The 21,407-nt window shown below is 65.2% G+C and carries 19 protein-coding genes; 17 read left to right on the top strand and 2 right to left on the bottom strand.

Annotated features, from left to right (window positions below; translation table 11 throughout):
* Positions 1–335 precede the first annotated feature (335 nt).
* The 17 genes from E1748_RS24480 to E1748_RS24400 all read left to right on the top strand — a co-directional run bounded on the left by E1748_RS24480 (position 336) and on the right by E1748_RS24400 (position 19,737).
* Positions 336–1,388: a LacI family DNA-binding transcriptional regulator gene (locus E1748_RS24480; RefSeq protein ID WP_133649856.1), complete on the top strand. Its 1,053-nt coding sequence runs from the start codon at positions 336–338 to the stop codon at positions 1,386–1,388.
* Positions 1,389–1,495: 107 nt separating this feature from the next.
* Positions 1,496–2,515 (top strand): ABC transporter substrate-binding protein, encoded by a 1,020-nt coding sequence (locus tag E1748_RS24475; RefSeq protein ID WP_133649855.1) that lies wholly within the window; start codon positions 1,496–1,498, stop codon positions 2,513–2,515.
* Between the two features lie 288 nt (positions 2,516–2,803).
* Positions 2,804–4,378, top strand: a complete 1,575-nt coding sequence (locus tag E1748_RS24470; protein ID WP_133650508.1) for a sugar ABC transporter ATP-binding protein — start codon at positions 2,804–2,806, stop codon at positions 4,376–4,378.
* A complete protein-coding gene (locus E1748_RS24465; protein WP_133649854.1) occupies positions 4,368–5,384 on the top strand; it encodes an ABC transporter permease in 1,017 nt (338 codons plus the stop codon). The genes E1748_RS24470 and E1748_RS24465 overlap by 11 nt, the downstream gene beginning before the upstream one ends.
* Before the next feature lie 34 nt (positions 5,385–5,418).
* Entirely contained in the window at positions 5,419–6,375 is a 957-nt protein-coding gene (locus E1748_RS24460) for an ABC transporter permease (RefSeq protein ID WP_133649853.1), read from the top strand.
* A 217-nt stretch (positions 6,376–6,592) separates the two neighbouring features.
* A complete protein-coding gene (locus E1748_RS24455; RefSeq protein ID WP_133649852.1) occupies positions 6,593–7,237 on the top strand; it encodes a LysE family translocator in 645 nt (214 codons plus the stop codon).
* Between the two features lie 392 nt (positions 7,238–7,629).
* Positions 7,630–8,400, top strand: coding sequence for a ferredoxin--NADP reductase (locus E1748_RS24450; protein ID WP_133649851.1), 771 nt, complete (start codon positions 7,630–7,632; stop codon positions 8,398–8,400).
* A gap of 464 nt (positions 8,401–8,864) precedes the next feature.
* Positions 8,865–9,710, top strand: coding sequence for a sensor histidine kinase (locus E1748_RS24445; protein ID WP_133649850.1), 846 nt, complete (start codon positions 8,865–8,867; stop codon positions 9,708–9,710).
* Positions 9,707–10,363: a response regulator transcription factor RqpR gene (gene rqpR, locus E1748_RS24440; protein ID WP_133649849.1), complete on the top strand. Its 657-nt coding sequence runs from the start codon at positions 9,707–9,709 to the stop codon at positions 10,361–10,363. Before E1748_RS24445 ends, rqpR begins: the two co-directional genes overlap by 4 nt.
* Positions 10,364–10,496: 133 nt before the next feature.
* Entirely contained in the window at positions 10,497–11,894 is a 1,398-nt protein-coding gene (locus E1748_RS24435; protein WP_133649848.1) for a branched-chain amino acid transporter BcaP, read from the top strand.
* Between the two features lie 327 nt (positions 11,895–12,221).
* On the top strand, positions 12,222–12,731 hold the full coding sequence (locus E1748_RS24430; RefSeq protein ID WP_133649847.1) for a (2Fe-2S)-binding protein: 510 nt from the start codon (positions 12,222–12,224) through the stop codon (positions 12,729–12,731).
* 10 nt (positions 12,732–12,741) lie between these two features.
* On the top strand, positions 12,742–15,123 hold the full coding sequence (locus tag E1748_RS24425; RefSeq protein WP_133649846.1) for a xanthine dehydrogenase family protein molybdopterin-binding subunit: 2,382 nt from the start codon (positions 12,742–12,744) through the stop codon (positions 15,121–15,123).
* 27 nt (positions 15,124–15,150) lie between these two features.
* Positions 15,151–15,948, top strand: coding sequence for an FAD binding domain-containing protein (locus E1748_RS24420; protein ID WP_133649845.1), 798 nt, complete (start codon positions 15,151–15,153; stop codon positions 15,946–15,948).
* 60 nt (positions 15,949–16,008) lie between these two features.
* Positions 16,009–16,896, top strand: a complete 888-nt coding sequence (locus tag E1748_RS24415; protein ID WP_133649844.1) for an AAA family ATPase — start codon at positions 16,009–16,011, stop codon at positions 16,894–16,896.
* A gap of 5 nt (positions 16,897–16,901) precedes the next feature.
* The gene (locus E1748_RS24410; RefSeq protein ID WP_133649843.1) at positions 16,902–18,164 is read left to right on the top strand and encodes a vWA domain-containing protein; all 1,263 of its coding nucleotides are present in this window, start codon (positions 16,902–16,904) and stop codon (positions 18,162–18,164) included.
* Complete coding sequence (locus E1748_RS24405; protein WP_133649842.1) at positions 18,155–18,742, top strand: SRPBCC family protein; 588 nt, start codon at positions 18,155–18,157, stop codon at positions 18,740–18,742. The genes E1748_RS24410 and E1748_RS24405 overlap by 10 nt, the downstream gene beginning before the upstream one ends.
* Positions 18,715–19,737 (top strand): XdhC family protein, encoded by a 1,023-nt coding sequence (locus tag E1748_RS24400; protein WP_133649841.1) that lies wholly within the window; start codon positions 18,715–18,717, stop codon positions 19,735–19,737. The genes E1748_RS24405 and E1748_RS24400 overlap by 28 nt, the downstream gene beginning before the upstream one ends.
* Before the next feature lie 18 nt (positions 19,738–19,755).
* Here E1748_RS24400 and E1748_RS24395 read toward each other — a convergent pair whose 3' ends face one another.
* Both E1748_RS24395 and E1748_RS24390 read right to left on the bottom strand, forming a co-directional pair.
* A complete protein-coding gene (locus tag E1748_RS24395; protein WP_133649840.1) occupies positions 19,756–20,784 on the bottom strand; it encodes a serine/threonine protein kinase in 1,029 nt (342 codons plus the stop codon).
* 98 nt (positions 20,785–20,882) lie between these two features.
* Entirely contained in the window at positions 20,883–21,095 is a 213-nt protein-coding gene (locus E1748_RS24390; protein WP_133650507.1) for a hypothetical protein, read from the bottom strand.
* Positions 21,096–21,407: the final 312 nt, after the last annotated feature.

Below are 21,407 nucleotides of genomic sequence, written 5' to 3'. Positions count from 1 at the left end.
GCTCAGAAGACAGATCGGACGGCAGTGAACTCGGGGAAAGATCGTGCATGGTCGTAGCGAACGGCAGTGAGAGAGCCAGGACGGCCCGGCGCGACCGAGAATCGCACGAGCAAGGCTTGTCGGTCAATATTATTAGTAATAAATTTATCGCGAAGCGGTGCCCGCGGATTTCGCGGAGGCCTGCCCAAACGGGTTTGCGCGCGTTGCTGCGCGGATATTATTAGTGGTACCGTCGAGACCAGCCGGAGCCCCGGCAGCCGGACCTTCCGGCGTGTTCCGTTCCTGCCGCGCGATGCGGCCTGCCCATGAAGAAATCGACGCAACGCCGCCCCACGATGACCGATATCGCCAAGCTCACCGGCGTGTCGCAATCCACCGTTTCGCTGGTGCTGAACAACGCGACGGGCGCGAAGTTTTCCGAAGCCACCCGCAACAAGGTGCTGAAGGCCGCGCACGACCTCGGCTACCGGTTGTCGGCGCGCGAAGCGGTCGCGCCGTCGAAGGACGAGCGCAACCTGATCGTCTATCTCGCCGACGAAATCTCGACCAGCCCGCATCCGGTCGTGAACGTCGACGGCGCACGCGATGCGGCCTACGCGAGCGGCAAGATGCTCGCGGTCTACTCGACGCACGGCAACGCGGACATCGAGCAGCAGGTGCTCGATGCCGCGCTGTCGAGCCCGAACGTATTCGGCGTGATCTACGCCACCGTCTACACCCGCAAGGTCACGTTGCCGGCCGCGCTGCTGCGCGTGCCGACCGTGCTGCTGAACTGCTACACGAGCGACGGCGGCCAGTCGTCGGTGGTGCCGGCCGAGGTCGCGGGCGGCCATCTGGCGACCGAGTATCTGCTGCGCTCGGGTCATCGGCGGATCGGCTACGTCAACGGCGAACCGTGGCAGGACGCCGCGAAGGATCGCCTGAAGGGCTATCGCACCGCGCTCGCCACCGCCGACCTGCCGTTCGCACAGGAACTCGTGCGCGACGGCGACTGGAGTTCGGGTGCCGGCTTCGAGCACACGCTGTCGCTGATGCGCGAGGCGAATCCGCCCACCGCGATCTTCTGCGCGAACGACCTGATGGCGCTCGGCGCGATCGAAGCGCTGAAGCAGCTCGGCCATCGCGTGCCGGAAGACGTGTCGGTGCTCGGCTACGACGACCAGGAAATCGCGCGCCACACGCACCCGCCGCTGTCGACCGTCGTGTTGCCGAACTACGAGCTGGGCCGCTGGGCCGTCGAGACGCTGCTGCAGGAAGAACACAACCGCGCGGCCGGCGCGCCGGTGCGGCACCGGATGGTGAAGCTCGACGGTCCGCTGGTCGAACGCGCGTCGGTGAGGGTAATTACCGAGGCAAAAACCACTGCAATTAATATTATTAGTGATTGACCAATAATAATTCCCGATGGAATAATCGGCACGTCCGGCGATCTTCGCGGGACGACAGGGTCACGAAAAAAGCATAAGCAATCCACCACCAGGTACTGGAGGAAGACATGGCGTCGCACAATCGGCAATCGCGCCGGCCGCGGGTTCGTCCGCTGGCCGCGTCGCTTCAGGTTCTGACATTCGCATTGACATTCGGTCTCGGCGCGGTCGCAGCACACGCCGACGACGGGCTGCCCAAGCTGCCCAACAAGACGCCGCTGAAGGTCGGCTTCGCACAGACCGAAAGCAACAACCCGTGGCGGCTCGCCGAAACGAAGAGCTTCAAGGACGTCGCCGCGAAGTGCGGCTGGCAGCTCGTGTTGACCGACGCGAACAGCTCGAACGCGAAACAGGTCTCCGACATCCAGAGCATGATCGCGCAGCACGTCGATCTGCTGGTCTTCCCGCCGCGCGAAGAAAAGCCGCTCGCACCGATCGTGCTGCAGGCGAAGAAGGCCGGCATTCCGGTGATTCTCGTCGACCGCGACGTCGATCAGTCGGTTGCGAAAGCGGGCCGCGACTACATCACGTTCATCGGTTCGGACTTCATCGATCAAGGCCACCGCGCCGCCGACTGGCTCGTCAAGGCGACGGGCGGCAAGGCGAAGATCATCGAACTCGAAGGCACGACCGGCGCCTCCGCCGCGAACGATCGCAAGAAGGGCTTCGACGAAGTGATCGCGAAGAACCCGGGCATGTCGATCATCGCGTCGCAAAGCGGCGACTTCGCACGCGACAAGGGACGTCAGGTCATGGAGACGCTGCTGCAGGCGCATCCGGACGTGACCGCCGTGTACGCGCACAACGACGAAATGGCGCTCGGCGCGATCGCCGCGATCAAGGCCGCCGGCAAGCAGCCGGGCAAGGACATCCAGATCGTGACGATCGACGGCACGAAGGGCGGCATGGATGCAATCGCGGCCGGCGAACTGGGCGCGAGCGTGCAGTCGAGTCCGTTCTTCGGCCCGCTCGCGTGTGACGTCGCGCAACGCTATGCGAAGGGCGAGAAGATTCCGACGTGGGTCAAGGTGTCGGACCGCTTCTACGACAAGAGCAACGTGCAGCAGAACATGCAGTACGGCTACTGAGCGGCCACTGAGCGTTAAAGAGTAGTGATGGCGGGCGGCGCCGGAAGACGCCGCCCGGGCAGTGCGTAAGTGGAGCCCAGGAACTCCGCTGACGGGAAGGTTCGAAGCGGCGCACCCGCGTTGCGCACGGCGTCTCGCGGGTCGCCGCTTCGCTTTGTCCGGCGTACCCGGCGTAACATCAACCAGCGGCACGGCCGCACGAATCGATTGCATCCGGAGGGCTTCGTGACGGCATCCGTCAGTCAGACGCCGCAGTCCCGAGACACGGCGCCCGCGCCGTTGCTGGACATGCAGGACATCCAGATCAGCTTCGGCGGCGTCCCCGCGCTGCACAGCGCGCAACTCAGCGTCGCCGCAGGCGAAGTGCACGCGCTGATCGGCCAGAACGGCGCCGGCAAATCCACGATGATCAAGATCCTGACGGGCGCCTACCGGCGCGCCGGCGGCAGCGTGCGTTTCGAGGGTCGCGAGATCGATTTCCGCACCCCGAAGGAAGCGCGCGAAGCCGGCATCAGCACGATCTATCAGGAGATCAATCTGGTGCCGTTCCGCTCCGTCGCGGAAAACATTTTTCTGGGCCGCGAGCCGCGCCGCTTCGGGTTGATCGACTGGCGCACGGTGCAGCAGCGCGCGGCCGCGCTGCTCGAATCATTCGGCTTGCAGATCGACGTAAAGAAACCCGCAGGCAGCTATTCGACTGCAATCCAGCAGATGGTCGCGCTCGCGCGCGCCGTGTCGGCCGACGCGAAGATGGTCATCATGGACGAGTCGACGTCATCGCTCGATGAGCGCGAAGTGGAGCTGCTGTTTTCCGTCGTGCGCAAGCTGCGCGACGACGGCCGCGCAGTGATCTTCGTATCGCACCGGCTCGACGAACTGTATGCGCTGTGCGATCGCGTCACGGTGATGCGCGACGGCCAGACCGTCGCTCAGAGCACGATGGCCGACATGGACAAGCGTCAGCTCGTCACGACGATGCTCGGCCGCACGCTCGCGGCGGTCGTCGACGACGATACCACCGCGCGCGACACGCATCTCGCGCAACGCGGCAAGCAGGCGATCGCCGTGCAGGGCATCGGTTCGCGACCGCTCGTCAACGACGTGTCGCTCGCCGTGCATCGCGGCGAAGCCGTTGGCCTCGCAGGGCTGCTCGGCTCGGGGCGCACGGAGACGATGCGTCTGATGTTCGGCGCCGATCCGCTCGAGCGCGGCAGCGTGTCGATCGACGGCAAGACGGTCGCGCTGAAATCGCCGCAGGATGCGATCGCGCGCGGCCTCGCGTACCTCACCGAAGACCGCAAGGGCGACGGCATCGTGCCCGAGCTGTCGGTGCGCGACAACCTCACGCTCGTGTGTCTGCGCACGCTCGCGCAACACGGCATCGTCGACAGAAAACAGCAGCAGGCGATCGTCGAGCGCTTCGTCGCGTCGCTCGGCATCAAACTGCGCAGCCCCGATCAACCGATCCGCGAACTCTCAGGCGGCAACCAGCAGAAGGTACTGCTCGCGCGCTGGCTCGCCGCAGAGCCGACGCTGCTGCTGCTCGACGAACCGACACGCGGCATCGACGTCGGCGCGAAAGCCGACGTCGCGAAGATCGTGCGCGAACTGCGCGACGCAGGACTCGCGGTGCTGCTATCGGCATCGGAACTCGAAGAGCTGACTGCGGTAGCCGATCGCGCGGTCGTGATCCGCGACGGCCGCACGGTCGCGCAACTCGACGGCGCGGCAATGAGCGAAACCGCGATCATGGATGCGATCGCGTGGGGCAGCGACGGCCACTCGGCGCTCGCGGAAGCAGCGGTCGCCGTCGACACGACGGCGCAGGTCGCACAGAAGGAGGGCAACCGGCATGGCTCATGATTCGTTGCGCAATGAAGCCGCGCCGTTGACCACCGCCGCGCCCGCGCCCGCGCCCGCACCGGCGACGACGGTGAAAAAGCGTCGGCGTGTCGCGATCCAGCGCGAGATCGTCGTGCTGCTCGCGATGCTCGTGTTCAATCTGCTGTTCACGCAGCACTTCTGGTCGCTGCAGACCTTCAACGTGAACCTGACGCAGGTGGTCACGATCGTGATCGTCGGCATCGGTATGACGCTGGTGGTCGCGACGGGCGGCATCGATCTGTCGGTAGGCGCATCGATGGCGATTGCCGGCGCGCTTGCGCCGATGCTCTTCATGCATGTCGACGGCGCGCTCGGCATCGCGCTCGCGTTCGTGCTGCCGGTGCTCGCCGCTGCGCTGTGCGGCGTGTTCAACGGACTGCTCGTCACGCGGCTCGCCGTGCAGCCGATCGTCGCGACGCTGGTGCTGTTCATCGCCGGACGCGGCATCGCGCAGGTCGTCACCGACGGCAGCCTGCAGGCGTTCAACAATCCCGCCTTCCAGTGGATCGCGCTCGGCAAGGTCGCCGGCATACCGTTCCAGGTGCTGCTGATGTTCGCGCTCGTCGCGCTGTTCGCGTGGATCGTGCGCAAGACGCTGTTCGGCCAGTACCTGCTCGTCACCGGCGGCAACGAGAAAGCCGCGTACCTGTGCGGCATTCCGACCGCGCGCACGAAGCTGATCGCGTACACGATCTGCGCAGCGCTGTCGGGTCTCGCGGGACTGATCTCGATCTCGGTGAATTCGTCGTCCGATGCGAACGTCGTCGGGCTCGGTATCGAACTCGACGCGATCGCTGCGGTGGCCGTCGGCGGCACAGCGCTGACGGGCGGCAAGGCGTATATCGGCGGCACGCTGATCGGCGCGCTGATCATCCAGTTGCTGCGCTACACGCTGCTCGCGCACGGCATCCCCGATGCGGCGGCGCTGGTCGTCAAGGCGGCGATCATTATCGCGGCCGTCTACGTGCAACGGCGCGCGCGCTGATGCGGCGCTCCTCGATGCTCCGGAACCTCGTCCGATGAAAAAGAACCTGCCCATCCTGATCGCGCTTGCAGCCCTCGTGCTGCTCGGCGTCGTGCGTTACGACCACTTCGCGTCGGCGTACAACATCACGTCTTTCTGGCGCTACAACTCGATGTTCGCGCTGATCTCGATCGGCATGGCGTTCGTGATCATCACCGGCGGCATCGATCTGTCGGTCGGCACGGTCGCGGCGCTGTCGAGCGTCGTCGCCGCGCTGGCGAGCCCGCTGGGCGGCTGGGTCGCGGTGCTCGCGGGCGCGGCGGCAGGCGCGGCGGTCGGCGTGCTGAACGGCGTCGTGATCACGCGACTGAAAATCCTGCCGTTCATCACGACGCTCGCGACGAGCCTCGGCGCACACGGCGTCGCGCTGCTGCTCGGCAAGAACGACGCGGTGTCGATCTCCAGCGATACGAACTTCGGCGCCTTCGGTCAGGGCGATCTGTTCGGCCTGCCGATCCCCGGACTCGTCGCGCTCGCCGCTGCCGTGCTCGGCTGGCTCGCGCTGCGCAGCACGCGCTTCGGACGGCATTCGCTCGCGATCGGCGGCAGCGAGGAAGCCGCGCGATTGATGGGCCTGAACGTGGACCGCACGCTGGTGGTTGCTTACGCGGTCAGCGGGTTGCTCGCAGGACTCGCCGGCGTGATTCTCGCCGCGCAGTTCGGCGCGGGACAGCCGAACGAAGGCGTCGGCTGGGAGCTGTTCGCGATTTCGGCGGTGGTGCTTGGCGGTACGCTGCTCACCGGCGGCGAAGGGTCCATCGCGATGACGATCGCGGGTGTGCTGTTGCTCGGGCTCGTGTTCAACCTGCTGAACTTCGAGAACGGGCTGGGGTTCGTGAGTCTGTCGGCGTACTGGCAGTCGGTGATACGCGGGGTTTTCCTGCTGGTCGTGATCGTGTTGCAGGCGCGGGTGTTGAAGCAACGGGGGCGCAAGACGGTGGCAGCGGGGTAGCTGGCTTCGTTGCGCAACGGCGGACGCCGAGACGTATCGCCCAGGCGCATGGCTCTTTGATTTGCCGCGTTGGGTTGAGCAGAGCACGTGTGTGCCCGGTGCCCCTGACATCACGCGATCGGCAAATGCAGCCATGCATGACGTCCACGCCACGCGCGAGTAAGATCGCGATTCCGCCGCTTACGACCCGCCGCGCTTCAACGCACCGCGAACCGCCATGCACCATCCCTATCTTCCGATCCTGCTGCAGATCGCCGTCGTCTACCTCGTCGCCGCGATCAGCCCCGGTCCCAACTTTTTCATGATCACCCAGCTGTCGCTCGCCGGACGTCGCGGCCTCGGCACCGCATCCGCGCTCGGCGTCGGCACCGCGTCGACGATCTGGGCGTCGCTTGCGATGCTCGGACTCGCTGCGGTACTGCAGAAGATCGACTGGCTGTACAACGGCATCCGCATCGCGGGCGCGCTCTATCTGATCTACTTCGGCATCAAGCTGCTGCGCGCGAGCACGCGGCGCGGCGAGGCGGTGCCGGTCGTCGACGCGCCACCGCCCGATGCAACGCCCGGCGCGTATTTCCGCGCATGGCGCTCGGGTCTGCTCACGTGCCTCACGAATCCGAAATCGTGCGCGTTCTGGACCAGCGTGTTCGCGACGATGTTCCCCACGAATCCGCCGCTGTGGTTCTACGGCGTCGTGCTGGCGATGATCGGCACGATGTCGGCGGGCTGGTACGGCGGCGTCGCGCTGATGTTCGCGACCGAGCGCACGCAGCGCGGCTATCGCCGGCTGCGTCGGCCGATCGACGGTGTCTGCGGCGCGGTGCTCGTCGGCCTGGGTGCGAAGCTCGCCGCCGAACGCTAGCCGCCGCGTCTGTTATAGCGCGCTTTTCTCCAAGCGATTCAAGCCTTTACCGCTCCGTCAGCAGGGTCAATGCTGCGTCGCACGACCGGTTTCGGTATCATCGCAGGGCTGTTTTGCCGTCCCGGCAAAGCCCGTTGATGTCCATCCGGCATCCTGCAGGCCGATTGCACGAGGCCCAGCTGGCGCGCACATCATGTGCGCAGCGCGGCGGACGGCAGCCAGACGCAGCCAGCCTGCGCCCGCACCGGAACCCACAGGCTGCTAGCAGCTGACAGGCAACGAACGTCGGGCGCGGTAGAATAGCGGATTGCGCATCGTTCCCATCGGTGTGCGCCATATCGCTGTCAGGCCGGAACCGACGGCCGCCTTCTTTTTCGCATCCATCAAGCGCCATGAGCAACCTGACTCAACAAACCGTTCTGAGCGTCCATCACTGGACGGACACGCTTTTCAGCTTCACCTGCACGCGCGATCCGAGCCTGCGCTTCGAAAACGGCCAGTTCACGATGGTCGGGCTGGAAGTGGAAGGCAAGCCGCTGATCCGCGCATACAGCATGGCCAGCGCGAACTACGAGGAACACCTCGAGTTCCTGAGCATCAAGGTGCAGGACGGCCCGCTCACGTCGCGCCTTCAGCATCTGAAGGTCGGCGACCAGGTGCTGATCGGCAAGAAGCCGGTGGGCACGCTGATGGCCGACAACCTGCTGCCCGGCAAAACGCTGTGGCTGCTGTCGACTGGCACGGGCCTCGCGCCGTTCATGTCGATCATCAAGGATCCCGAGGTGTACGACCGCTACGACAAGGTGGTGCTCACGCACACGTGCCGCTTCGTCGACGAGCTCGCGTACAAGGAATACATCACCGAAGACCTGCATAACCACGAGTACCTCGGCGAAGCGGTCCGCGAGAAGCTCGTGTATTACCCCACGGTCACGCGCGAAACCTTCCAGAATCGCGGCCGGATCACCGAGCTGATCGATACGCAAAAGCTGTTCGAAGATCTGCAGGTGCCGCCGTTCTCGATCGAGAACGATCGCGTGATGCTCTGCGGCAGCCCGCACATGCTGCGCGACACGCGCGAACTGCTCGACAGCCTCGGCTTCAAGGAAGGCAGCAACAACGAGCCGGGCCACTACGTCGTCGAGAAAGCATTCGTCGGCTGAGCGACACTCGCAGCGGCCTGCGCAGTACCCGAACCGGAGCCTCGTGCTCCGGTTTTTTATTGGCGCGTCGCCATGCCGCGAGCCGGTCCGGCCTCGCACCGTCGACGTTACAATTCGACGTCCACAATTTAACCTTTGCCGTCAGCGTTTTTCTGACGCACCGGTCTGTGACAGCCATCTGAAAGAACTTTAAAATTCCTCGCTAACCCTTGGTGTATCTACATTTTTGTTTTATTTAAGATATCATCGCGGCGCAGTGAACAGTCGCTCTAACCCTCACCAGGGTTAGATCCGATTTGTTACCGAATGTAAAATTCGTTACGCTGAAACGTAGTGATTATCCGGCGCGGCAGTGCCGCCGTGGATGCATCTGGAGGCTCGAGGTTCGCATGCGTTGTTTTGTCCTCGCGCGATCGACGCGCACGCAGTTCGTCACCCAATCCGCTTCCTGACGAGGGAGAGAGATGGACACGTCGATGGTCGTGCCGATCGCCATGGGCAACCCGATTTCTGCCGGCGATTCCGAGATCGCGAGACTGCGCGAGCGCGTCCGTGCGCTCGCCGCCGAACTCGCCGCCGCACATGAAACCGCGCGTCGCCAGCTTGCCCGCGAGCTGCACGACAGCGTCGGTGCCGAACTGACCGCCGCTCGCTTCGCGCTCGCCGGTATCGATACCTGGCTGCCCGCCGACGCTCCGCCCCAATGCAAGGCCGCACTGGCCGTCGCGAACCGTTCGCTCGACGCCGCGTGTGCAGCCGCTCGCGACGCCGTCACGGAACGGCACGCACCGTCTCTCGAAGCCGGCATCGTCGCCGCGCTCGCGCAATGGACCGACGACTTCGCCGCCCGCACCCGCCTGCGCACGAGCTTCGTCTGCGCGGCCGACGTCCGCCTCACACGTCTGTCCGCCGACGGCACGCTCGCGATCTTCCGCGTCGCGCAGGAAGCGCTAACCAACACTGCCCGTCACGCGCGCGCATCGTGCGCAGACGTACGCATCGCGACGAGCCGTCGCCACCTGACGCTCACCATCGCCGACGACGGCATCGGTATCGCGCGCGGCTCGCGCCGTCGCCGCAGCGAAGCGCAGGGTCACTATGGCGTGGCCGGCATGCGCTCGCGCTGCGAAGCATTCGACGGCACGCTGCGGGTCACGAATCTCGCGACCGCACACGAAGACGACGTCAAGACGTCAGGCACCACGGTCCGCGCACGCTTCGCATGGGACCAACTGCTCGCCGATGCACCGCAGCCCGTCACCTACCGCACCGGCACCGGTGTGAACGCACGAACAGGCGGCCGCTCATGAGCCTGCGTATCCTGCTCATCGACGATCACGCGGTCGTCCGCCAGGGCGTCAGCCATCTGCTGATCGATCGCGGTGTCGCATGCGAGGTCGTCGAGGCGCAGACCGGCGCCGAAGCGCTCGCGCTTGCCGCGAAGCAGGTCTACGACGTGATCCTGCTCGACATCTCGCTGCCGGACATGAACGGCGTCGAAGTGCTCAAGCGCGTGAAGCGCAAGGCGCCCCGCGTGCCTGTGCTGATGTTCTCGATGTATCGCGAGGATCAGTACGCGGTCCGCGCGCTGAAGGCCGGCGCGGCCGGCTATCTGTCGAAGACGATCGACGCCGCGCAGCTGATCGGCGCAATCCAGCAGGTCGCCGCGGGCCGCAAGTACGTGAGCCCGGAGATGGCCGAAGCGCTCGCCGACTACGTGTCGTTCGACGGCGAACAGCTGCCGCACGAAAAACTCTCCGACCGCGAATATCAAACGCTGTGCATGCTTGCATCCGGTCAACGTCTGACGGACATCGCGAACGCGTTGTCGCTGTCGGTGAAGACGGTCAGCGTGTACCGCACGCGGCTGCTCGAAAAGATGCGGCTCAACAACAACGCGGAACTGACGTTCTACGTGATGAGCAACCGGCTCGTCGATCTGAATCCGGTGATGGCGGCCTGATACGCCGCCCCGCACCGCTCACCCACGCCGCATACCCTGTGCGCTCCGCTCGGAGCCCTACCCCACATCCGCTAGAATCGAGGGTTTTCCGCCATACGGCCCGCCCATGCGCGTGCTTTCAGGAGACCCCTCCATGTCCCTCTTCCGCAAGAAGAACGTCGAGCAGATGCTCGCCGGCGCCCAGAGCGCCGGGCTCAAGAAAGCGCTCGGCGCACTCGATCTGACTTTCCTCGGCGTCGGCGCGATCATCGGCACCGGCATCTTCGTGCTGACCGGCACGGGCGCCGTGCAGGCCGGGCCGGCGCTGATGCTGTCGTTCCTGATTGCGGCTGTCGCATGCGGCTTCGCGGCGCTCGCGTACGCGGAATTCGCTTCGACGATTCCCGTCGCCGGCTCGATCTACACGTATTCGTATGCGACGCTCGGTGAGCTGGCCGCGTGGATCATCGGCTGGGATCTGATGCTTGAGTACGGGCTCGCAACCTCAGCGGTGTCGGTCGGCTGGTCGGGTTATCTGCAGTCGCTGCTGCATGGCTTCGGCGTCTCGCTGCCGGACGCGCTGACGGCCGCGCCCGGCGCGGTGCCCGGCATCCATACGCTGTTCAACCTGCCCGCCTTCCTCGTGATGATGGCGATCACCGCGCTGCTGTCGGTCGGCGTGCGCGAATCGACCCGCGTGAACAACCTGATGGTCGCGATCAAGGTCGTGGTCGTGCTGCTCGTGATCGCGGTCGGCGTGTTCCACGTCGCGCCGGCGAACTGGCATCCGTTCATGCCGAACGGCTGGAACGGCGTGTTCGGCGCGGCGGCGGTGATGTTCTTCGCGTTCATCGGTTTCGATGCGGTGTCGTCCGCCGCCGAGGAAGTGAAGAACCCGAAACGCGATCTGCCGGTCGGCATCATCGCTTCGCTCGGCGTGTGCGCGGTGCTGTACGTCGCGGTCGCGGCAGTCGTCACCGGCATCGTCCCGTATGCGCAGTTCGCGAACATCTCGCACCCGGTGTCTTACGCGTTGCAAGTGGCGGGGCAACCGTGGGTCGCTGGCTTCATCGATCTCGGCGCCGTGCTCGGCATGCTCACCGTGATTCTCGTGATGGCGTACGGCCAGACGCGCGTGATCTTCGCGATGTCGCGTGACGGGCTGCTGCCCGCCGCGCTGTCGCGCGTGCATCCGCGTTTCGCGACGCCGTTCTTCACGACGTGGCTCGTCGGGATTTTCTTTGGCCTGATCGGTGCGCTGGTGCCGCTCAACGTGCTCGCCGAGCTGATCAACATCGGCACGCTCGCCGCGTTTTCGATGGTGTCGATCGCGGTACTGATCCTGCGCAAGACGCATCCGGATCTGCCGCGTGCGTTCCGCTGCCCGGGCGTGCCGGTCGTGCCGGTGCTCGCGGTCGCATCGTGCCTGTTCCTGATGATCAACCTGCAACGGGTCACGTGGATCGCTTTCGTCGTATGGCTCGTGATCGGCATGGTGATTTATTTCGGCTACTCGCGACGTCATTCGAAGCTCGCGCACGTACAGCACTGACGCGCTGATTCGACTTCGCGCACTGCAGCATCGCAACCGCAGACCTTCTGGCCTGCGGTTTTTTTTCGGCTGTTCTCCGCAGCGCATTGGCGGGCGGCTTACGCCCCGCCCCAATGGCAGCACTACGGGATTTGTGCTTTACTTTCTTACACCATAACAAAGCACCAACCGAACCGGACCCTTCAGCAGTCAGGCGGCAGGTAGTCAGTAATGGGCCCGAGCCGGTCTCTCATCCCCCAACCCCGGAGTAAGGCGCTAAAGCGCTAACTCCGACATGGGACCCGAGTAAGCGCTAAAGCGCTAACTCGGGTCGACAGGAGACACCCCATGGCGATCAGCATCAGTCTGACGGTAAACGGCACGCCCGTGACCGCCCAGATCGAACCTCACACCCTGCTTGTCCAGTTCCTGCGTGAACAGTTGCGGTTGACCGGCACGCACATCGGCTGCGACACCGCGCAGTGCGGCGCGTGTACCGTGCATCTGGAAGGCCGTGCGATCAAGTCGTGCAACATCCTCGCCGTGCAGGCCGAAGGCGCGTCGATCACGACGATCGAAGGGTTGTCGAAAGACGGCGAACTGCATCCGATGCAGGCCGCGTTCCGCGCGTGCCACGGGTTGCAGTGCGGCTTCTGTACGCCAGGCATGGTGATGAGCGCGACTGCGCTCGTCGCGTCTCAACCCGGACTCACCGAGGCGGATGTGCGCGCGCAGCTCGACGGCAATCTGTGTCGCTGTACGGGGTATCACAACATCGTGAAGGCCGTGCTCGAAGGTGCTGCGGGCATGCAGGCGGACACACCGGCAGCGGGCCAGACAGCCCGCGCCGCAGCGTGAGGAGCCTGCCATGAACGCACCCGACTCCACCCGCGTCATCGGCGCTTCCGTCAAGCGCAAGGAAGACTACCGCTTCCTCACCGGCAACGGTCAGTACACCGACGACATCGTCCTGCCGCAACAGACCTACGCGATCTTCGTCAGATCGCCGCATGCGCACGCGCGCATCCGCCATGTCGACACTACCGCCGCGAAGCAATCGCCGGGCGTCGTCGCGATCTTCACCGGCGCCGATCTCGCGGCCGACAACGTCGGCGGCCTGCCGTGCGGCTGGCTGATCCACAGCATCGACGGCAAGCCAATGAACGAGCCGCCGCATCCGGTGATCGCACATACGAAGGCGCGCCACGTCGGCGACCAGGTCGCGCTCGTGATCGCCGATTCGGTGAAGGCCGCGAAGGATGCCGCCGAGCTGATCGATGTCGACTACGACGTGCTGCCCGCGTCCGTCGACACCGCGCACGCAGCCGACGCGGGCCAGCCCGCGGTCCACGACGAAGTCCCCGACAACACCTGCTACACGTGGGGCCACGGCGACAAGGCCGCGACCGATGCCGCGTTCGCGAAAGCCGCGCACGTCACGACGCTCGACATCGTGAACAACCGCCTCGTGCCGAACGCCATCGAACCGCGCGCGGTGAACGCGAGCTATTCGGCGCACGACGACAGCTACACGGTCTACGTCGCGAACCAGAATCCGCACGTCGAGCGGCTGTTGATGGCGGCGTTCGTGCTCGCGCTGCCGGAATCGAAAGTGCGGATCATCGCGCCGGATGTCGGCGGCGGTTTCGGTTCGAAGATTTTCCTGTACGCGGAAGACGTCGCGTTGACGTGGGCGTCGAAGAAAATCCGTCGTCCGGTGAAGTGGACTGCCGAGCGTTCGGAAGCGTTCATCTCGGACGCACACGGCCGCGATCACGTGACGAAAGCCGAACTCGCGATCGACGCGAACGGCAAATTCCTCGCGATGCGCGTGCATACGATCGCGAACATGGGCGCGTACCTGTCGACGTTCGCGTCGAGCGTGCCGACCATCCTGTACGCGACGTTGCTCGCCGGTCAGTACGCGACGCCCGCGATCTACGCCGAAGTGAAGGCGGTCTTCACGAACACGGTACCCGTCGATGCGTATCGCGGCGCGGGCCGGCCCGAAGCGACGTACGTGGTCGAACGGCTCGTCGAAACCGCCGCGCGCGAACTGCAGCTCGACCCGTCCGATCTGCGCCGCCGCAATTTCATCCGCTCGTTTCCGTACGCGACGCCCGTGGGTCTCACCTACGACACCGGCGACTACGAAGCGTGCCTGTCGCGCGCGCTCGAACTCGCGGACGTGAAAGGCTTCGCCGCACGACGCGCCGCGTCGGAACGCGAAGGCAAACGTCGCGGCCTCGGCTACTCGTGCTACATCGAAGCGTGCGGACTCGCGCCGTCGAACATCGCGGGCGCGCTCGGCGCGCGTGCGGGGTTGTTCGAAGTCGGCGAAATCCGCGTGCATCCGACCGGCTCGGTCACCGTGTTCACCGGTTCGCACAGTCACGGCCAGGGGCACGAAACGACCTTCGCGCAGGTGGTCGCGGACCGGCTCGGCATGTCGATCGATAACGTCGAAGTCGTGCACGGCGACACCGGCCGCATTCCGTTCGGCATGGGAACGTATGGGTCGCGTTCGATCGCGGTAGGCGGCTCGGCGATCATGAAGGCGCTCGACAAGATCGAATCGAAAGCGAAGAAGATCGCCGCGCATCTGCTCGAAGCGTCCGCCGACGACATCGAGTTCAAGGACGGCACGTTCCGCGTCGCGGGCACGGACCGCACGAAGACCTTCGCCGACGTGTCGCTTGCCGCGTACGTGCCGCACAACTATCCGCTCGACAAGCTCGAACCCGGACTCGACGAAAGCGCGTTCTACGATCCGACGAATTTCACGTACCCGTCGGGCGCGTACATCTGCGAGGTCGAGGTCGACGTCGATACCGGCGAAACGCGCATCGAGCGCTTCACCGCCGTCGACGATTTCGGCAACGTGATCAACCCGATGATCGTCGAAGGTCAGGTGCATGGAGGCATCGGCCAGGGCGTCGGTCAGGCGATGCTGGAGCGCTGCGTGTACGACAACGAGAGCGGCCAGTTGCTGTCCGGTTCGTACATGGACTACGCGATGCCGCGTGCGTCGGATCTGCCCAACTTCACGGTGGAAACCGCGAAGGGCACACCGTGCACGCACAATCCGCTGGGCGTGAAGGGCTGCGGCGAGGCAGGCGCGATCGGTTCGCCGCCCGCCGTCATCAACGCGATTGTCGACGCGCTCGCGCCGCTCGGCGTGAAGGACCTGCAGATGCCGGCGACACCGCATCGCGTATGGTCCGCGATCCAAGCCGCGCAGCACGCGTAAGCCCACCGTCCAGCGAAGGGAACCGACATGTACTCATTCGACTATCAACGCGCGGCCGATGCGAAGGCCGCAGTCGCCGCCGTCGCAGCGGACAGCGACGCGAAATTTCTGGCCGGCGGACAAAGCCTGCTGCCGACAATGCGGCTGCGTCTCGCGCAGCCGTCGAAGCTGATCGACGTCACACGTATCGCCGCGCTGAAGGAGATTCGCGTCGACGCGAAGAGCGTGACGATCGGCGCGGCCGTCTGTCATGCGGACGTCGCGGATCACGCGGATGTGCGTCGCGTGCTGCCGGGACTTGCTGCGCTCGCCGCACACATTGGCGATCGCCAGGTGCGCGCGCTCGGCACGATCGGCGGTTCGCTTGCGAACAACGATCCGGCCGCGTGCTATCCGTCGGCCGTGCTCGCGCTCGGCGCAACGGTCGTCACCGATCGACGGCGCATTACCGCTGACGACTTTTTCGTCGGCATGTACGAGACCGCGCTGCAACCCGACGAGCTACTCACCGCCGTCGAATTTCCCGTACCCGAGCGTGCCGCGTACGAGAAATTCAACAACCCGGCTTCACACTTCGCGCTCGTCGGTGTGTTCGTCGCGAAGTTTGCGAACGGCGTGCGTGTTGCGGTGACGGGCGCGGCATCGTCGGTGTTTCGCGCGCAGGCCCTCGAAGCGGCGCTTACCGCGAACTTCACGCCGCAGGCAGCGCGCGGCGTGACGATCGCCGCGACCGACCTGAACACCGATATGCACGCGGACGCCGCTTATCGCGCGCATCTGATCCCAGTGCTAGCCGCGCGTGCGGTCACACGGGCGAACGGTTAGCAACGTCGCACGACGACGCAGCCTGCGCGACAGGCTGCGTCCATCCGCATCAGGAGAATCATGCAGCCCGCTTCAATCGACGACACCGCCGCGCAACTCGCTGCGCAAGGCTACTTTGCGAGCCGCGAACTCGCGACCGGCCTGTTCCTCGCGCTGCGCATGGAGCGGCCGCTGTTCGTCGAAGGCGAGCCCGGCGTCGGCAAGACCGAACTCGCGAAGGCGACCGCGGGCATGCTCGGCACGTCGATGCTGCGGCTGCAATGCTACGAAGGTCTCGACACCGCGAGCGCGCTGTACGAGTGGGACTACCCGCGACAGATCATGGCGCTGCGGCTCGCCGAAGCATCGGGCGAACGTCCCGCGAACGACACGCTGTATCGCAGCGAATTCCTGCTGAAGCGTCCGCTGCTGCAGGCGTTGATGCCGGACGAACAGCATCCGGGCGCACGCCGCGTGCTGCTGATCGACGAGATCGATCGCGCGGACGAACCGTTCGAAGCGTTCCTGCTCGAACTGCTGTCGGATTTCCAGGTGTCGATTCCCGAGTACGGCACCGTGCGTGCGGTGCAACCGCCCGTCGTCGTGATGACGTCGAATCGCACGCGTGAGGTTCACGACGCGTTGAAACGGCGCTGTCTGTATCAATGGATCGGTTATCCGGAACGCGATCGCGAGCTGGCGATCGTCGCCGCGCGCGCGCCGCAGACGTCGGCGGAACTGCAGCGTCGCGCGGTCGATTTCGTGCATCGGCTGCGCGGGATGGATCTGTTCAAGGCACCGGGTATCGCTGAGACGATCGACTGGTGTCGCGCGCTCGAAGCGCTGTCGGTGACGGAACTCGATCCGCAGTCGGTGCAGGACACGCTCGGCGTGCTGCTCAAGTATCAGGACGACCTCGCGCGCGTCGACGCGCAGCAGATCGCGCAGTGTCTCGCGGCTGCGGGGTGAATGCGATGACGCGAGTGCCCTCGTCTTCCGTCAGCGCATCGCAGCCCGACACGCTCGCGCGCAACGTCGTGCACTTCGTGCGCGTGCTGCGCGGCGCGGGGTTACCGATGTCGCCCGCGCAATCCGTCGACGCACTCGCCGCACTGCAATGGGTCGATCTCGCGCGACGCGACGACGTGCGTGCAGCACTCGCAGCAACGCTCGTATCAGCCCCCGATGAACGCGATCTGTTCGACACGGCCTTCACGCTGTTCTGGCGCGACCCCGACTGGGAAGGCAAGCTGCGCGCGTTGCTGCTGCCGAAGGTTCGCAACGGCCTGCCGCCGCCGAAGCGCAACAACCGTCTCGCCGACGCGCTCGCCGTGCGTCCGCCCGCATCGCGCGATGCACGACCGCCGGTCGAGACCGCGCAGCACGAACTGCACGCGCACGTGACGTTCAGCGCGGAAGAGCGTCTGCGGCATCGCGACTTCGACACGCTCACCGCCGACGAATGGCGCACGCTGCGTCACATGATTCGTGGGCAACGCGTGCCGCTCGCGACCGAACCGACAAGACGTCTGAAGGCCGCGTCGCGCGGCACGCATGCGGACCTGCGCGCGAGCGCACGTCACGCGGTGCGCGCGGGCGGCGACTGGACGGTGTGGAAGTATCGCGCGGTTGTCGAGCGCAAACCGCCGCTCGTGCTGCTGCTCGACATCTCCGGCTCGATGAGCAGCTATTCGCGCGCGGTGCTGTACTTCTGCCATGCACTGCTGCAATCGCGCGAACGTCTGCAGGTGTTTCTGTTCGGCACGCGCTTGACGAACGCGACGCGCGCGCTGCGCGAACGCGATCCTGACGTCGCACTCGCGGCGCTCGCGGATCAGGTGCCGGACTGGTCGGGTGGCACGCGGATCGGCGCCGCGCTCGCCGAATTCAACCGACGCTGGGCACGTCGCGTGCTGACCGGACGCGCAACCGTGCTGCTCGTCACCGACGGCCTCGATCACGAAGCGACCGATGTGCTCGACGCCGAAATGGCCCGTCTGCGACGCTTCGCGCATCGCATCGTGTGGCTCAATCCGCTGCTGCGCTATAGCGGCTTCGCACCGAAAGCGCGCGGCGTTCAGGCGATGCTGCCGCACGTCGACGTGCACTGGCCGGTCCATAATCTGGAGAGCCTCGCCGCATTCGGCCGCGACCTCGCGCCGCTCGCGCGTGCGCCTCGCACGACTCGCACGGTCGCAAGAACACCGTCTTCCGAAGGAGCAACATCATGGAACTGACCGAAAGCTACACGCTGCCGATCTCGCAGCAGCGTGCATGGGAAGCGCTGAACGACACCGCGATCCTGCGCGCGTCGATCCCCGGCTGCGACAGCATCGAAGCGGACGGCGAGAACGTGTTCGCGCTGTCGATGAGTGCGTCGGTCGGGCCGGTGAAGGCACGCTTCAAAGGCCGCATGCGGCTCACCGACATCGACGCGCCGCGCACCTACACGATCGTCTTCGAAGGGCAGGGCGGCACGGCGGGCTTCGGCACCGGCAACGCACACGTGACGCTCGAACCCGAAGGCGATGAAGTGACGAAGCTGTCGTACACGGCGAGCGCACAGGTCGGCGGCAAGCTCGCGCAGATCGGCTCGCGGCTCGTCGACGGTGCCGCGCGCAAGATCGCGGGCGAGTTCTTCAAGCGGTTCGGCGAACAGGTGAGTGGCGCTTCAGCTGAACCCGTCGACGACGCGAACGCGCAGGCTGCGGCACAATCGCAGGAACCCGCCGATCCATCTTCTGCCGATGGACAGCCGGAAGCCGCTCAACCGGAAAGGAAGAAATCATGGACAGCGTGGATCTCGAAGTCCTGAAATCCAGTGCACGCTGGATCGACGAAGGACACCGCGCGCTACTCGTAACCGTGGTCAAGACGTGGGGCTCGTCGCCGCGCCCCGAAGGCGCGATGCTCGCGGTGCGCGACGATGGCCTTGTGGTGGGCTCGGTCTCGGGCGGCTGCATCGAAGACGATCTGATCGACCGTGTGCGCCGTCTCGGCATTCAGCAGAGCGTGCCCGAAGCGGTGAAGTACGGCATCACCGCCGAAGAAGCGCATCGTTTCGGACTGCCGTGCGGCGGCACGATCCAGCTCGTGCTCGAACCGCTAACGCACGCGAGCGGCATCGGCGAACTGTGCAGCGCGGTGGAAGAAGGTCAACTCGTCGCGCGCACGGTCGACATGGCGACCGGCACGGCACGCCTCGAAGCAGCCTGTGCAACCGACGGCGTCGACTTCGACGGCGAACGTCTGCTGACCATTCACGGTCCGCGCTACCGGATGCTCGTAATCGGCGCCGGTCAGCTGTCGCGCTACCTGTGCCATATCGCGGTGGGACTCGACTATCACGTGACCGTCTGCGATCCGCGCGAGGAATACACCGACGAGTGGGACGTGCCCGGCACGAAGATCGTCCGCACGATGCCCGACGATACAGTCCTCGACATGAAGCTCGACGAACGTTGCGCGGTCATCGCGCTGACGCACGATCCGAAGCTCGACGATCTTGCACTGATGGAAGCGTTGAAGACACCCGCGTTCTACGTCGGCGCGCTCGGTTCCCGGCGCAATAACGCGGCACGGCGTGAACGTCTGAAGGAATTCGATCTGAACGATGCCGAACTCGCGCGGCTGCATGGGCCGGTCGGCATTTACATCGGCAGCCGCACGCCGCCGGAAATCGCAGTGTCGATTCTCGCGGAAGTGACGGCCGCGAAGAACGGCGTGTCGCTGCCGACGCTGCTGCAAGTGGAAGGCGCGAAAGCAGCCCGCGAAATTGCCGCGAGCGGCGGCGCGACCTGCAGCGTGTAGCGTTTTTTCTTTAGTCGACTATACCGGCCACAGCGGACCTTCCTGCATCGCACCGATCTGCTCGCGCAATTCAAGAATGCGGTCTTCCCAGTAACGCTGCGTGTTGAACCACGGAAACGCAGCGGGAAACGCCGGGTCGTTCCAGCGACGCGCGAGCCACGCCGAATAGTGAATCAGCCGCAGCGTGCGCAACGCTTCAACCAGATGCAGCTCACGCGGCTCGAATTCGCAGAAGTCCTCATAGCCCGCGAGCAGATCGGCAAGCGCACGCGACGCGTCGTGTCGATCGCCCGGCAGCAGCAGCCAGAGATCCTGCACCGCAGGCCCCATGCGGCTGTCGTCGAAATCGACGAAGTGCGGACCGGCATCGGTCCACAGCACGTTGCTCGGATGGCAGTCGCCGTGCATCCGCAGCGCCTGTATGTCGCCCGCGCGCTCGAATGCATGCTCGACGCCTTCCAGCGCGAGATCGACGACGGTCGTCCACGCAGTGCGCGCGTTATCCGGCACGAAGTCGTGCGAGAGCAGATATTCGCGCGGCTCGCGGCCGAACGTATCGATGTCGAGTGTGGGACGCGCGGTATAGCGCTGCGTACGGCCCACCGCATGAATCCGTCCGATAAAACGCCCGAGCCATTCGAGCGTATCGCTGCGGTCGAGATCGGGCGCACGTCCGCCACGTCGCTCGAAAATCGAAAAGCGGAAGCCCTCGAATTCGTGTAGCGTGCGGCCGTCGAATGAACGGGCCGGCACAGCGGGAATTTCGCGCTCGACGAGATCGGCGACGAACGCGTGCTCTTCGAGAATCGCTTCGTCGGTCCAGCGCTCCGGACGATAAAACTTCGCGACTACCGGCGGGCCGTCTTCGACACCGATCTGGTACACGCGGTTTTCGTAGCTGTTGAGCGGCAGCATGCGGCCGTCCGTGCGCACGCCGACCGTGTCGAGCACGCCGTCGAGCGCATCGAGCACGCGTTCCGGCGTGAGCCGGGCAAAGGGCACCGCGCCGTCGGCGCCGCCCTGCGAAATGGGGAGATCGTCGTTCATGCCCGCATTGTGCCCCGCGCCGCCACGGATGACGAGCGCGTCACGGACGTGCGCATTCTGCTGCACACGACCTGCGCGTCATGCAGACCAGCGCACGCTCAATGCATCTGCGCGCCGGCGGGACGAACGATGTCGCCTGTATCGATCAGATCTTCGAGGAAAAAGGGTTCCGTATTCAGGTGCAGCGATGTGCCGGGTTCGGCGGCGTACCACGCCACCATCGCCATGTCGCCGAGAATGCGCATGACAATTCCGCGCGCGCCCGCAGGCACGGCGATATGCACGGATCGGACGATAGAACCGACTTGCATGATGTTTCCCCGTTCTCCCAAGCCGGCTGTGTCGACTTCCATGCCGGTCAATGAATGACAAAAAGCGCCGCGACGTCCTGACGTTGCAAGCACACCAGATCCGCTACGCGCTCAGCGCGTGTCCCGTGCGGTTAAACCATTGTTGCCGTTTTGGCGGCGCGGGGAAAGTGGAAAGTAAAGGGACATGTCCTGTCTTTCCGCCGCCTTGTGCTTACAGAATACTAACTGTAACGCATAGTAATGAACCGATCATAACTGCGGATGAACCATCCGCTTAATTTCACGGATGTGGCTTACGATAGAGGGTATATT

It is taken from the genome of Paraburkholderia flava (assembly GCF_004359985.1).
GTDB classification, from domain to species: domain Bacteria; phylum Pseudomonadota; class Gammaproteobacteria; order Burkholderiales; family Burkholderiaceae; genus Paraburkholderia; species Paraburkholderia flava.
The sequence above is the reverse complement of the archived record's forward strand: the minus strand, read 5'-3'. Positions and strand labels throughout refer to the sequence as shown.

Excerpts from the sequence above, each read along its gene's own strand:
- E1748_RS24430 (WP_133649847.1), top strand. The coding sequence starts at position 12,222 with ATGGCGATCAGCATCAGTCTGACGGTAAACGGCACGCCCGTGACCGCC.
- E1748_RS24445 (WP_133649850.1), top strand. The coding sequence starts at position 8,865 with ATGGACACGTCGATGGTCGTGCCGATCGCCATGGGCAACCCGATTTCT.
- E1748_RS24470 (WP_133650508.1), top strand. The coding sequence starts at position 2,804 with ATGCAGGACATCCAGATCAGCTTCGGCGGCGTCCCCGCGCTGCACAGC.
- rqpR (WP_133649849.1), top strand. The coding sequence starts at position 9,707 with ATGAGCCTGCGTATCCTGCTCATCGACGATCACGCGGTCGTCCGCCAG.
- E1748_RS24475 (WP_133649855.1), top strand. The coding sequence starts at position 1,496 with ATGGCGTCGCACAATCGGCAATCGCGCCGGCCGCGGGTTCGTCCGCTG.
- E1748_RS24435 (WP_133649848.1), top strand. The coding sequence starts at position 10,497 with ATGTCCCTCTTCCGCAAGAAGAACGTCGAGCAGATGCTCGCCGGCGCC.
- E1748_RS24400 (WP_133649841.1), top strand. The coding sequence starts at position 18,715 with ATGGACAGCGTGGATCTCGAAGTCCTGAAATCCAGTGCACGCTGGATC.
- E1748_RS24390 (WP_133650507.1), bottom strand. The coding sequence starts at position 21,095 with ATGCAAGTCGGTTCTATCGTCCGATCCGTGCATATCGCCGTGCCTGCG.
- E1748_RS24410 (WP_133649843.1), top strand. The coding sequence starts at position 16,902 with ATGACGCGAGTGCCCTCGTCTTCCGTCAGCGCATCGCAGCCCGACACG.
- E1748_RS24455 (WP_133649852.1), top strand. The coding sequence starts at position 6,593 with ATGCACCATCCCTATCTTCCGATCCTGCTGCAGATCGCCGTCGTCTAC.
- E1748_RS24460 (WP_133649853.1), top strand. The coding sequence starts at position 5,419 with ATGAAAAAGAACCTGCCCATCCTGATCGCGCTTGCAGCCCTCGTGCTG.
- E1748_RS24420 (WP_133649845.1), top strand. The coding sequence starts at position 15,151 with ATGTACTCATTCGACTATCAACGCGCGGCCGATGCGAAGGCCGCAGTC.
- E1748_RS24405 (WP_133649842.1), top strand. The coding sequence starts at position 18,155 with ATGGAACTGACCGAAAGCTACACGCTGCCGATCTCGCAGCAGCGTGCA.
- E1748_RS24450 (WP_133649851.1), top strand. The coding sequence starts at position 7,630 with ATGAGCAACCTGACTCAACAAACCGTTCTGAGCGTCCATCACTGGACG.
- E1748_RS24415 (WP_133649844.1), top strand. The coding sequence starts at position 16,009 with ATGCAGCCCGCTTCAATCGACGACACCGCCGCGCAACTCGCTGCGCAA.
- E1748_RS24480 (WP_133649856.1), top strand. The coding sequence starts at position 336 with ATGACCGATATCGCCAAGCTCACCGGCGTGTCGCAATCCACCGTTTCG.
- E1748_RS24465 (WP_133649854.1), top strand. The coding sequence starts at position 4,368 with ATGGCTCATGATTCGTTGCGCAATGAAGCCGCGCCGTTGACCACCGCC.
- E1748_RS24425 (WP_133649846.1), top strand. The coding sequence starts at position 12,742 with ATGAACGCACCCGACTCCACCCGCGTCATCGGCGCTTCCGTCAAGCGC.
- E1748_RS24395 (WP_133649840.1), bottom strand. The coding sequence starts at position 20,784 with ATGAACGACGATCTCCCCATTTCGCAGGGCGGCGCCGACGGCGCGGTG.